13 protein-coding genes are annotated in these 12,841 nt (G+C 45.1%); 5 read left to right on the top strand and 8 right to left on the bottom strand.

Annotation, left to right across the window (positions count from 1 at the left end):
* Positions 1-126: 126 nt before the first annotated feature.
* Positions 127-1,149: an acyltransferase family protein gene (locus SB847_RS02430; RefSeq protein WP_038457803.1), complete on the top strand. Its 1,023-nt coding sequence runs from the start codon at positions 127-129 to the stop codon at positions 1,147-1,149.
* 41 nt (positions 1,150-1,190) lie between these two features.
* Here SB847_RS02430 and SB847_RS02425 read toward each other — a convergent pair whose 3' ends face one another.
* From SB847_RS02425 to htpX, 4 genes are all read right to left on the bottom strand, one after another.
* Positions 1,191-1,361 carry a hypothetical protein gene (locus SB847_RS02425; RefSeq protein ID WP_007610936.1) on the bottom strand — a complete coding sequence of 57 codons (171 nt, stop codon included), beginning with the start codon at positions 1,359-1,361 and terminating at the stop codon, positions 1,191-1,193.
* A 1-nt stretch (position 1,362) separates the two neighbouring features.
* Positions 1,363-2,037, bottom strand: a complete 675-nt coding sequence (locus SB847_RS02420; RefSeq protein ID WP_224181610.1) for a DUF421 domain-containing protein — start codon at positions 2,035-2,037, stop codon at positions 1,363-1,365.
* Between the two features lie 94 nt (positions 2,038-2,131).
* On the bottom strand, positions 2,132-3,484 hold the full coding sequence (locus SB847_RS02415) for a TrkH family potassium uptake protein (protein ID WP_007610933.1): 1,353 nt from the start codon (positions 3,482-3,484) through the stop codon (positions 2,132-2,134).
* 158 nt (positions 3,485-3,642) lie between these two features.
* Entirely contained in the window at positions 3,643-4,536 is an 894-nt protein-coding gene (gene htpX, locus SB847_RS02410; RefSeq protein ID WP_007407207.1) for a protease HtpX, read from the bottom strand.
* A 147-nt stretch (positions 4,537-4,683) separates the two neighbouring features.
* Here htpX and SB847_RS02405 point away from each other — a divergent pair, with 147 nt between their 5' ends.
* Together SB847_RS02405 and SB847_RS02400 are read left to right on the top strand one after the other, a co-directional pair.
* Complete coding sequence (locus tag SB847_RS02405; RefSeq protein WP_007610930.1) at positions 4,684-5,385, top strand: DUF1836 domain-containing protein; 702 nt, start codon at positions 4,684-4,686, stop codon at positions 5,383-5,385.
* 135 nt (positions 5,386-5,520) lie between these two features.
* Entirely contained in the window at positions 5,521-5,715 is a 195-nt protein-coding gene (locus SB847_RS02400; protein ID WP_029325876.1) for an alpha/beta-type small acid-soluble spore protein, read from the top strand.
* Positions 5,716-5,721: 6 nt separating this feature from the next.
* Here the strand turns inward: SB847_RS02400 and SB847_RS02395 are convergent, their stop codons facing one another.
* The 4 genes from SB847_RS02395 to SB847_RS02380 form a co-directional block, all read right to left on the bottom strand.
* Positions 5,722-6,891: an anti-sigma factor domain-containing protein gene (locus SB847_RS02395; RefSeq protein ID WP_007407209.1), complete on the bottom strand. Its 1,170-nt coding sequence runs from the start codon at positions 6,889-6,891 to the stop codon at positions 5,722-5,724.
* Positions 6,888-7,643, bottom strand: a complete 756-nt coding sequence (sigI, locus tag SB847_RS02390) for an RNA polymerase sigma factor SigI (RefSeq protein ID WP_044801321.1) — start codon at positions 7,641-7,643, stop codon at positions 6,888-6,890. Before sigI ends, SB847_RS02395 begins: the two co-directional genes overlap by 4 nt.
* 275 nt (positions 7,644-7,918) lie before the next feature.
* Positions 7,919-8,701: a TerC family protein gene (locus SB847_RS02385; RefSeq protein WP_038457795.1), complete on the bottom strand. Its 783-nt coding sequence runs from the start codon at positions 8,699-8,701 to the stop codon at positions 7,919-7,921.
* 245 nt (positions 8,702-8,946) lie between these two features.
* A complete protein-coding gene (locus tag SB847_RS02380) occupies positions 8,947-9,582 on the bottom strand; it encodes a DedA family protein (protein WP_410563162.1) in 636 nt (211 codons plus the stop codon).
* Between the two features lie 538 nt (positions 9,583-10,120).
* Here SB847_RS02380 and ku point away from each other — a divergent pair.
* Positions 10,121-11,002, top strand: coding sequence for a non-homologous end joining protein Ku (gene ku, locus SB847_RS02375; RefSeq protein ID WP_044801320.1), 882 nt, complete (start codon positions 10,121-10,123; stop codon positions 11,000-11,002).
* A gap of 2 nt (positions 11,003-11,004) precedes the next feature.
* Positions 11,005-12,840, top strand: coding sequence for a DNA ligase D (locus SB847_RS02370; RefSeq protein ID WP_265972096.1), 1,836 nt, complete (start codon positions 11,005-11,007; stop codon positions 12,838-12,840).
* Position 12,841: the final 1 nt, after the last annotated feature.

The raw sequence follows: 12,841 nt of genomic DNA, 5'->3' as shown, positions 1-12,841 counted from the left end.
TACCTCCCCATTACATCATCCTAACAATCCCTTTTGTCCTCCTTCAATTTTTTATTTTTTATTTTAAAATGAACAACAACAGGAAATAATCATGCAGTGGATGATTTTTGAAGAGAAGGTGATGCTATGACAAAATCGCGAGACAGTTACTTTGACAACGCCAAGTTTATCTTGATTTTTCTGGTGGTGTTCGGCCATATCCTCCGGTCATTTATTAACGGAAATGAGTTTATGCTCCATCTCTACAAATTCATTTATACTTTTCATATGCCGGCCTTTATCCTGGTTTCCGGCTATTTCGCAAAAAACTTTAAGCGGAAAGGTTATGTGAAGAAGCTGGCTGTGAAGCTGATTATTCCGTACCTGATTTTTCAGGGCATTTACTCAGTTTTTTACTATTTGATTCAGGATGAAAGCATGGCAAGCGTCAATCCAATTGATCCGCAGTGGTCTCTCTGGTTTTTAGTCAGCTTATTCTTTTGGAATCTGCTGCTTTATCCTTTTACAAAGCTGCCGAAGATGTGGGCGCTTGGGGCGAGCTGCGGGCTTGCCGTCATGATCGGGTATCTTGATTTTATCAGCAGCACGCTGAGTCTTTCACGGACGTTTGTTTTTCTTCCGATGTTTCTCGTCGGGTTTTATTTAAAGAAACAGCACTTTGATTTGCTTCGGGCTAAAAGAGGCAGGCAGATTGCCGCCGGCGTACTGGGGATTGTTTTCCTGTTATGCTGGTGTATTGATTTTGATTACTCGTGGCTGTTCGGATCGGAGCCTTATTCCACATTCGGCACGGTGTCGCTGTTGAGCGGTCTGTCGCGCATCGGCTGGTATGTTTTGGCCTTTGCCGCCACTTTCAGCTTTTTGGCGCTCGTTCCGCAAAGGCGTTATTTCTTTACGAAATGGGGTACGAGAACGTTTTACGTGTATCTGCTGCATGGATTCATTATAAAAACGCTGCGGCAGATCGGGCTTGAAGATCACTTGTCTGATTATCAGAATTTAGTCATGCTCTTAATTTTAACGGCCGCTCTTACGTCCATTCTCTCCAGCAATGCGGTGAAAACGGCCGCACAGCCGTTTATTGAGCTGCGGATAACCGGTTTGCTTGAAGCGGTGAAAGGAACAAGAAACGGTGCTTATTCGAAATAATGCAAAATACCTCTTAAGCGTTGCCGCCTAAGAGGTATTTTTTATTGTTTGCCGTCTTCTTTTTTCTTTGGCTTCGTCTGTTCAAGCGTTTCAATCCATTTTCCGGCGTTATAATCACCGAGCTCGCTTGCAAACTCTTCTTCAAGCAATTTAGGGTCCATCGGCTTTTTATGGTTTTGCATGTCTTTGCTGTGGCGGTTTTTTTTCGTCATGTTACTCGCCTCCTTGTTTGCCGTGTTTTGATTTGCGGTTTGCGCCTCTCAGTCCGGGATCACCGTCATATTGTGTTTTGTATGCATCTTTGTCCATGCTCTCAGTCGGTGTGTTGTTGTTGGTCAAAGCTTCATTCTTTGCTGCTTTGCGTTTCATTTGATTTCCTCCTTCTGTCAGCAAATCTGTTTTGAATTCATCAAGCATTTTTTTCAAGTCGCGCACTGTCACGTTTTTGGCCTCATCAATGAGTTCATAGCCGATCTGTCCGTTCGGCTCAAGCAGCACATATTTAAAATCTTGAATGTCTCCGAGGCCTTCCTGCCTGATCCTCATTGACAGCTGAGCTTCGGTAAAACGCATTTTTTTTAAATTTTCCGGGATGATTTTTCCGTTTCTGACAACAGCGACGGTTTTTCCTGAAAATAAAAACTCAAAAAAGCTTGATTTGATTTCTAAATATTCCATCAGGATTAATACCGCAATAAAAATCGCCGCCGCGAAAATGGTTTCCCATAAATTATGTTCAATAAACGGCTGAATAATAATCGAGCCGATCGAAATCATGATGACTGTCTGGGTCACCGACAGCTGGCTGATTGATTTCCGTCCGGCAATCCGCAATAAAAAGGTACCGACCGCTATCATAATTACCGACTTCCAAAATACGGCAAACAATGACGTCACCTCTTTACAAGTAGAATCTCCAAAGAAACTGTTTCCACTCATCCATTTTACGGCAATAAAAAACACCGCTTTCTAAAAAGCGGTGTCAGCCGATAATCATTCTTTCCTTCGGATAGTGATAATTTGCTTCGATTTCTTTTCGGCCGATCAAATAAAGGAACGTCAAAATGCCGATCCGGCCGATAAACATGACAATCATGATCACGCATTTTCCGATGTCGCTTAAATGCGGAGTAATCCCAAGCGACAGGCCGGTCGTTCCGAATGCGGAACACACTTCAAAAAGCAGTCCGAGGAGCGTCTGATTTTTCTCCGTCACGGACAGAATCAGCGTCGATCCGAACACGAGCAGAATCGCCATCATCGTGACGACCAGCGACTTCATGACATCAGCCTGATGAAGCTCGCGTTTAAAGACCTTGACCGCTTTATTCCCCCGGGCAAAATGAAACAGGGCAAGCAGGTTAAGCGCAAATGTCGTCGTACGGATTCCGCCGCCGACCGAGCTCGGTGATGCGCCGATAAACATGAGGGCACAGATGAAAAATAATGTCGGCGCCGACAGCTGGCTGATATCAATTGTCGCAAGCCCGCCGCTTCGCGTAGCGGTTGATTGAAAGAGACATAAAAATAAAACATCATGCCAGCTTTTCCCCTTCATGACATGGCTTGCTTCAAGCGCGTAAATGCCCACGGCTCCAAACAAAACGAGCATTCCGAACGTAACGGTCGTAATTTTCGTAAACAGCGTGAATGAGTATCTGCGCTGTTTTGAAAACAAAAAGTCTTTTACTTCTACGAGCACCGGAAAACCGATCGCACCGAAAATAATCAGAAGCATCGTAATAAACTGCACGAAATAGTCATGTCTGAACGGGACGAGTGAATTTCCCGTAATATCAAAACCGCCGTTTGTCGTGGCGCTGACGCTCGCAAAGAATCCGTGCAAGTACGCCTGTTCAAACGAATCATAATACGTTAAAAAATATGTTCCTAAGATGATGCCGCCTAAAAACTCGATTAATAAAATCAAAAACAGCACTTGCTTCATCAGGTTGACGATACCGGAAAACTGCGATTGATTCTGATCCACCATGATGAGCTTCCGTTCCCGCAGACCGATCCGTTTGCCCATAATGAGCCAGACGAATGTTCCGAGCGTCATGATGCCGATTCCGCCGAATTGAAGCACGAAAGCCAAAATGACAATCCCGGCCGTGCTGAATGTATCAGCCGTGTTGACGACCGTTAAACCGGTGACACTGACTGAGCTGACAGCCGTAAACAGCGCGTCTATAAACGACCAGCTGGCCCCTTGTTTGTGGGCGGCCGGCAGACTTAGCAAAATAAATGCCACCGTCACAGCAAGAAAATAATATAATGCAATCAGCTGTGCAGGCGACAAGATCTGTATGAATTTCTTCAGTTTTAATTTCATAAGATAGTTCCTTCTGCCTCTCAAATGTAGTACGTAATTATTCTAATGATATTGGGAGAATTTTTAAAGGTCTTTTTAGAAAGATTTTTCATTACCTTATGTAATTTGCCGATCTTTAAACAAAAAACCTCTGAAACGATTGTCAGAGGTTTTGTTGATTATTTTGCTTCCAGCCTGCGGATGCGCTCATCGAGATCAGGGTGTGTGGAGAACAGTGACGAATGCTTTTTGCCGTTAATTTTTAACGTCTGCACCGCCGTCTGGTCCTCTTCATTCACATGTCCTGTATAAGACTTCAGCGTACGCAGGGCGTGAATCATTTTATCCTTGCCGGCAAGGTCTGCACCGCCGCGGTCAGCGTGAAATTCTCTATGGCGCGAGTAGGCGAAGACGACAAGACTGCCGAGAATGGAAAAGATAATCTGAAACACGATCATCGCGATAAAATGAACGACCGGCGCGAGGTCTTCTTTGACAAAGCGGCTTGCAACCCATGCCGCGATTCGGGAAAGGAATACGACGAACGTATTGACGATTCCCTGCAGCAGCGTCATCGTGACCATATCACCGTTTGTGATGTGTGCGACTTCATGGGCAAGAACCCCTTCCACCGCAGCATCATCCATCTGCTGCAATAAACCTGAAGAAACTGCGACAAGCGAACGGCGCTTAGAAGGCCCGGTCGCAAAAGCATTGACCTCCGGGGAATGATAAATGCCGACTTCAGGCATTTTCGTCATCCCTGCGGCACGGGACAATCTGTGCACACGGTCAACCAATTGCTGTTCTTCATAGCTGAGCGACTGTTTCTTCGGATTTAACACCCGGACGCCCATCATCGTTTTGGCCATCCATCTGGACATTCCGAGAGAAATAAAAGAACCGACAAAACCGACGACAAGACTGAACACGAGCAATGCCATCAGATCAATGCGGCCATTTTGAATATATGAGCCGACACCGGTAACGCTTGTAATAATCGTAAGCACAATTCCGATTGTCGTAATGACCAAAAGGTTCGTTAAAATAAACAGAAATATTCTTTTCGCCATAATTACCTCCGTCTTTTTTAAGATCAAAAGAACTTATTTACTTAAATTATAAATGATCTGTTTGAAAATGCAACAATTTCGACGTATGATGTTAATGTAATTCTCATTGATATTAGAAAGTAACACGTAATCAATCAGAGGTGAACCATGAACACGTTTAAACTGACCCGAACTGATATGGTCCGGCTTCTTTACGCGTTAAAAGGCCAAGGAGACGCAACCCCTCTCCAAATCTTATTGCAATCAGCGGATATGACCTTGGATGAAGCGGAAAGCCGTCTGCATATCCCTGAATTTCTGACGAGATTCGAACGAAAAAAAGAGAAAAAGGAATACGGGCTTTCAACTAACGAGATTGTCGAGCTGGGAAATCTGTGCGAGCTGACGTCTTTAAAATCAACCGCCGTCCAAAACTGGGTGAAGCGCGATATTAAAGATTTAATCGGCCACCCCTTACTCGGCAAAAAATATACAATTGAACAAGCTGTCATCCTTCTCATTGTACGTGATTTAAAATCAATTTATGACTTCGAACATATACGCGGCATATTAAAAATCGCTTTTAACACGATCACAGACAGATCAGACGACGTCATCAGCCCGATCAGCTACTATGAAAGCTGCGCCCAAGTGATTGATTATCTTCATCATAAGGCAAACCCGCCGATGAAGGAAACGAGCCTGCAGGAGCTCGTCGAAGAGCAGACGGACAAGCTCAAAGGCTGCTTTAAAGAACTCGGAAGCGGACAATGGAACGATATCAGATCCATAATCGCCGTCACGGTGCTCTCCGTTTTGACTTTCCATATTCAAGCCTCAGCCTACAAAATGATCAGCCATTTATTATAATTCATAACGCTTCTTCGCCCCGGTGTCTGCGCCGGGGTTTTTTTGCTGTACAACAATTGCCAGCATAATCAATACCGTTCCGTTTGAAACTAAAATGCGAAAACACATCTTGCCAGAGAAAAGGAGATGAAAAAGATGGCGAGCAGAAATAAACTCTTAGTTCCAGGGGCTGAGCAGGCACTTGACCAATTTAAATTCGAAGTGGCTCAAGAATTCGGCGTGAACCTTAGCTCTGATACAGCAGCACGCGCAAACGGCTCTGTAGGCGGGGAAATGACAAAACGTCTTGTACAGCAGGCTCAATCACAATTAAACGGGAAAAATCAATAATGCAGCTTATTCGCCGGGACTTCTCGGCGAATTTTGATATTTATCGGCATTCTCCTTTCCGTGCCGGTAGCCGTTCGGATTCCTTCGGTCTGACGAATCTTCATGATGCCGATAGGATTCCCAATGTTCATTGCGATCATGATTCCAGTAATGATTGTAATACTTTTGCTTAGGCTCTTTGTCATTTCCGTTTTCCTGAGGATTTTGTGTTGGGGGCTGCTCTGTTTCCCCATCTTGTTCCTTTTGTGTGTTTTCCTCTGATCCGGAAGCTGCATTTTTTTCGGTTTGCTGATTGCCGTCCTGACTGTCCGGCTTCGCTTCTTCCGTACCGGGCGTTGTTTCATTGTTTCCCGGCTTCTCTGCTGCCTTTTCTTCATCAGGAGCTGTCTTTTCATCAGCCGCCGGCTTTTCTGTGTCCGGCTGCTCGCTTTGATCAGCGTCTGTTTCGGTATCTTTTTGATCTGTTTCATTGCCGTCGGTTTGCTTTTCAGGCTGTTTTTCTTCTGTTTTCTTTTCGTTTCTTCTTATGTAGCTGCCTGTTGACATCCCTTCCTGTTTTGCTTTTTCTCTTGTTTCCATATCAGATTCAAGCGATTGGACCTGGTAGGTGCCCTTATATTTTTCAGTCATGTCAGCCAGCTGTTTTTTAACGCCTTTTTTATATGTATTGTCATCTGTATTTTCATAAACCGTGGAAATTAAAATCTCTTTTGATTCCTTTACATATCCGTGCTTGCTGCAATCGGTAATAATATTACTGATGACTTCCTTAAAATCGCTGCTTTTCCAATCTCCGATGTCACTGATGACCTGTTTGGCGTCATGGTTCAGCGGTGTCAGTTCAATGACTTCATATTTGCTGTTTAAAGCCATTTCAATGCTGGGATTAATGTCAAGCGTCATATACGCGTAAGCTTTGTTATCAGAAAAAACCGGGAGCAAAATTAAAATAAACAAAATAATAGCAGTCATCGTAAACACTCCCAATTTAAAAGGGCGCAGTTTCAGAAAATCAAAAAAGCTGGCCCTTCTTCCCATACGCGTTTCGCCTTCGAACGTAATTTCCTCTCCGATTTCACAAGTGCGGTGATCATTTTTTGTTTTTAAAAATTGTCCGTCAGGGGTTAGCAACGTGACGAATTTTTTATTTTTCTCTACTATGATCCCTCTTCTCATGAGTGCAACACCCCTTTAAGATAATCTTTTAAATAAATATAATCACCGGTAATAATAATACTCATGGCGATGATATATTTTCGGTTCCGTTCGATCGTTTTTCTGCTGACCGACACGAGCTGCTCCAGCTGTTTGACAGGAAGCTGTTTTTTATGGTGCAAAATGGACGCCAGCTCTTCATTTTCAACAAGCGTGTAGGCTACCTTAATCGCATTCTGCCTCGCATCTGTATGCTTCGGCGATTGTTCCAGCAGCTCTTTAAAAGACAGGCCGTATTCTTTCAGCTGCTTCTGAAAAAAAAGAATTTCTTCCCGGCGCTGTTCCTGTTCTATCTGTTTGCGGTATTCATCAATGGAAAGCTCCGCTTCGATAAGGCTCTGCGAAGATTCCTGGTCGTCGCCTTCCTGCACATCCATATTGATATGCTGAGCGGTTCTTGCTTCTTTTCTGATATAGTCTATCACTTTTCTTTTTATAATCAGCTCTGCAAATGCAAGCAGCGAATTACCTTTTTCAGCCGAATACTTTTCAATAGCTTCGTTAAACGCGATCAGCCCGATGCTGAATTCGTCGTCTTTTTCATCTATATATCGTTTACAAACGGATGAAACCGTCTTCGCGATAAAAGGCTTATATTGCTGTATTAAATCGTTCTGCAGATCTTTGTCGCCTTTTTGTATTTTTTCAACAGATGTTTCAAGCGTTTGCTTCTTTTTTCCCAATTTAAACAAAAGGCTAAGCACTGGTTTCACCTCAGTTCCTCCCTATAACTACTCATAATCATAGCTAATTTAGTAGGGATTCGCAAAGGAAGAAAAAGAGAAATCGATTTCATTTGTCTCAATTATGACAAGCCAATAAGACGTACTATACATGATTTCGTGCCCCCATGCAGAATTAAGGGGGTTTTCTCTGTGTTTTTTGTAACAATGCTGTTATAAAATTGTTATCATATGTCTTAAATGTAAGCGTTTCAAACAAAAAGGGAACCTGCTTTTTAAAAAGTCAGACTCCCTTTTTGATCATTTTACGCGTGTTCTCTTTTTTCCGATTCCGCGCCAGACTCTATTTGTTTTGCTCCTGACATAAACCATCCGCAAACCGCAATGGCAGCCAGAACCGCCCAGAAAATGATTTTCCAGGCCGCCGAATGGATGACATCTGCCGGAATTATACCGAGTTCCTCATGAGCCAATGTATAAAGAGCGAGCTTCATGCCTACCCATCCGACAATCACAAATGCCGCCGTTTCAAGGCCCGGCCTGGTTTTCAGTAAGGATACGAACATTGATGCCGCAAAACGCATAATGATTAAACCGATTACGCCGCCGGCTAAAATAACGAGAAACTGACCGCCGTCCAAGCCGCCGATGGCAGGAAGCTGTGTTCCCGGGAGCGTTACGGCAAGCGCGACCGCCGCTAAAATGGAGTCAACGGCAAAAGCGATGTCCGCGAGCTCCACTTTCAAGACAGTCTGCCAAAACCCGCTTTCTTTCTGCGTTTTCTGACCGGCGTTATCTTTAAATACATACCGCTTCAGCAAATGGCTGACCGCAATGTAAAACAGATATAAAGCGCCGACGGCCTGGACCTGCCAAACATTCACCAGAAAAGAAATGGCGAACAGCGACCCGAAACGCAAAATAAATGCGCCCGCCAATCCGTAAAATAAAGCCTTCTTCCTTTGTTTTTCAGGAAGATGCTTCACCATCACAGCCATCACCAGCGCGTTATCCGCCGCCAAAATCCCTTCAAGCCCGATTAAAACGAGAAGAACCCATCCATACTCCAATAATAATGCAAAGTCCAATCCATTCCCTCCGTTTCTTTTTTCTATCATCCGAGCTTATACCGGCGGTTTTTTACGCAAAAAAGACCTTTGCCGATATAAGGCAAAGGTCTTGCTAGACATGAATGATTGGCATGCCAACAAAGCCGATGGATATGATCCATGAATTGACGACTTTGTTTCCGGAATATCCGGACGCTACTCCCCTTTGGGATTTCAAGAAATATTTGTTTATACGCTCATGATAAAGCCTGTTTCATCATTTGTCAACGCTTAACTTTTTTAACAAATTGAGAAATTTTTTCTGTTTTGGCCCGCTGTTTTCTTCTCTTTAAAAACATCCAAAGAATGAGAAGCAACACAATGAATATACCGAGCGGCAGCATATATTGATCGAGAATGGAACCGACGCTTTTCCAATTTTCCCCGAGTTTCATTCCGAGGTATACGTAAGCAAATGTAATCGGCAGCATCGCTGCATATGTATATAGAGAGAACACCCAGACATTCATCTTCGCAATGCCGCACGGTAAAGAAATCAGCGTCCTGACCCCCGGTATAAAACGGCCGCTGAACGCGACCAAACCTCCGTGCTTCTGAAAGAAATCATCTGATTTCTGCAGGGATTCGGGTTTTATCCATATATAATTTCCATATTTCAGCAAAAACGGCCGACCGCCCAGCCTGCCGATTCCATATAAGACAAGCGGACCTGAAACACCGCCGAGCGAACCGGCAAACACGGTCCCGGCAAGCGTCATATCCCCTTTTGAGACCCAATAGCCCGCAAGCGGAAGAACAATTTCCGCCGGGATGAATTCTATACTGAGCGCCAAAAAAATTCCGGCGTAAGATAAGCTTTTAAACGCTTCAATTATTGATATGATGAAATCTTCGATGATTTATCACTCCCGGCTTACGTCTATATTCTGAAACTTAAGAATGATTTTAACACAAAACCTTGAGTCTGAAATATCTTTTAGACATGCCCGTTATAAATGTGAGTCGTTTCAGATCGGTATAGCGGGAGGGAATGACATGCGCAATACAACGTCCCGCCTGTCTCCTGATTGCTTGTCTGGCGGCGGTTATATCACTTAAGTTCTCCGGAAAAATTACCCTTCGCGGTAAGCGGCGGCTGACCGCGGATTCAGTTCATATGGGAGCGGGAAATTTTCTCAGTCACTACATGGGAATGCGGGGCATTTCCCGGGGAATGATTTTGTATAATCTTTTTGATTACCGCTGATGATTTTCAGGGACTTCAGCGCTTTAAAGAACTTACCGATTCACTATAAAGAATTCATTTGCTTTTCAGCCGACCATTTCCGCCTGAGGAAATGGAACAGCCGCTCCATGAAGCGCCGCAACACCCATAAGTTGCTACACATGGAACGGACCCGTTTATCCACAATAAAAGACAAAAAGGAGTTTTTATTCATGCACACGATGTGGAAGGGTTCGATCAGTTTCGGCCTCGTCAATATCCCGGTTAAGCTCTTTGCGGCCACTGAAGATAAAGATATAAAATTCCGCAGTCTTCATAAAGAAGACCATGCGCCGATTAAATACGAAAAAATCTGCACCGGATGTGAAAAGAGTCTGGAGCCTGATGAAATCGTGAAAGGCTATGAGTATGTAAAAGGGAAATACGTCATTATGACAGACGATGACTTGAAAGACGTAAAACAGGAACATGAAGAAAAGGCGGTTGAGATTGTTGACTTTGTCCAGCTGCAGGAAATTGATCCGATTTATTTTAACCGGTCGTATTATGTCGGGCCGGGAGATAACGGCACAAAAGCCTATACACTTTTACGGGAAGCGCTGAGGACGACGGGTAAAATCGGGATTGCCTCCATTACGATCCGCTCTAAACAGCAGCTTGCGATTCTTCGCGTGTATGACAACTGCATCGTGATGGAATCCATTCATTATCCGGATGAAGTCAGAAACGCCGGACATGTGCCGGGCGTTCCCGAGCAGACAGCCGTTAATGAAAAAGAGCTGCAGACGGCGATTACGTTAATTAATGAGCTGACAACCGAGTTTGACCCGGAACAATACGAAGACACATACCGGAAAGCCCTTCTCGCTAAAATTAACGATAAGCTCGAACATGAAGAAGCGGGCGTGACACCGGCTGCTGCCGGCCCGCGCGAAGATGTCATCGATCTTGTCAGCGCGCTTCAGGCAAGCATTGACCGGACGAAGCGGCCGGATCGCGAACAGGCTGCACCGGCGCGGACAAAAGACGCCGCGTCAGCAGGCGGCGGAGGCAAAAAGCAGAAGACGACCAGACAAAAAGCCGGAACGTCTTAATCATGGTGCTGACGATGCAGCCGATTTTGACCTCTGTACCGCCTGAAGGCAGTGAGTGGCGCTATGAGGTAAAGTATGACGGGTTCCGCTGTCTTCTCCGCATAGACGAAAGCGGCGTTACATTAACCAGCAGAAACGGACAGACGCTGACGAATCAATTTCCCGAAATCACGGCTTTTGCGGCCCGGTGTTTTCAGCACATGAAAGACAGGTTTCCCATTACGCTTGACGGAGAGCTTGTCTATTTAATCAATCCGTACAGAGCGGACTTTGAGCATCTTCAAATCCGCGGACGTTTAAAACGGACGGAAGCAATTGAAAGCACCGCTGATAGACGGCCGTGCCGCTTTCTGGCATTTGATCTCCTCGTTCTGGAAGGCGCCGGCACCGTCTCATTACCGTATGTGAAACGGAAACGCGCCCTTTCCAAACTGCTTAAAGAAGCAAATCTTCCCGCCTGCCCTCATCACTTAGCGGAAGAAGCGATTCAATACATTCCGGAACACACTGACTTTGATGCGCTTTGGGACAAGGTCGTCCGCCATGACGGAGAAGGTATCGTAGCAAAAAGGGCTTCCAGCGGCTGGGCGGAAAATAAACGCTCTCCCGACTGGCAAAAGTATAAACATATGAAAACGGCACATGTGCTATTAACCGGGTTTAACCCGAAGAACGGGTATGTAACGGCCTCTGTTTTAAAAGACGACACCGCCGTCCCGATCGCTTCCGTTTCCCACGGCATGCAGGCGGAAGAAAAAAACGCCGTCAGAACCATTATGGAGACCCATGGAAAAAAACAAAAAAGCGGCGAGTATACACTTGAGCCTTCTATCTGCATGACCGTGCAGTATTTAACCATATTGCAGGACACGCTGCGTGAAGTATCTTTTGTGTCTTTTCAGTTTGAAATGGATTGGACGGAATGCACGTATCAGCAGCTTATCCTTCACTCTAAAACGCTGCCGCCGAAGCTGCAGTTCACAAGCCTGGATAAGATTGTTTTTAAAAAACGTGAAAAAACGAAAGCAGATTTCCTTAGTTATATGGTGAAAATGAGCGATTTTCTTATGCCCTTTCTTAAAGATCGGGCCGTCACGGTGATCCGTTATCCGCACGGCGCGCCTGGCGAATCTTTTTTTCAAAAAAACAAACCGGACTACACGCCGGACTTTGTCTCAAGCGTGTTTGACGGGAGCCACGAGCACATCGTATGCAGCAGCATACCGTCACTTTTATGGCTGGCTAATCAGCTGGCGCTTGAATTTCACGTTCCGTTTCAGAAAGTTCATTCTGAAAGGCCCGCAGAGATTGTCATTGACCTTGATCCCCCGTCAAGGAATGATTTCCCTATGGCTGTGGAGGCTGCGCATGTGCTGAAACAGCTGTTTGATTCATTCAGTATTACGTCATTCCCGAAGCTCTCCGGAAATAAAGGCATTCAGCTCTACATCCCGCTTTCACCGGAAGCATTCACCTATGAAGAAACCCGTGCGTTCACAATGCTCATCGCCGATTATTGCGTCAGGACGCGCCCGGATCTTTTTACGACAGAGCGGTTTATCAAAAACCGAAACGGCAGGCTCTATCTAGATTATTTGCAGCATGCCGAAGGGAAAACCATTATCGCCCCCTATTCGACCCGGGGCAACGAACTGGGAACGGTTGCGGCTCCCCTTTATTGGAGCGAAGTCAACTCCTCTTTAACACCTGATGATTATACGATCGATACAGTAGTGAACCGCGTCAGGACAGAGGGAGATCCGTTTTATGATTTTTACCGGAATCCGCAGGACGGCCCGCTTTCAATCGTGCTTGAGCAAATCAAGAGAAAGAGCTGAC

Origin of the sequence: Bacillus sp. SIMBA_026, from assembly GCF_046535335.1 — a bacterium.
Lineage (GTDB): Bacteria > Bacillota > Bacilli > Bacillales > Bacillaceae > Bacillus > Bacillus velezensis.
The sequence above is the reverse complement of the archived record's forward strand: the minus strand, read 5'-3'. Positions and strand labels throughout refer to the sequence as shown.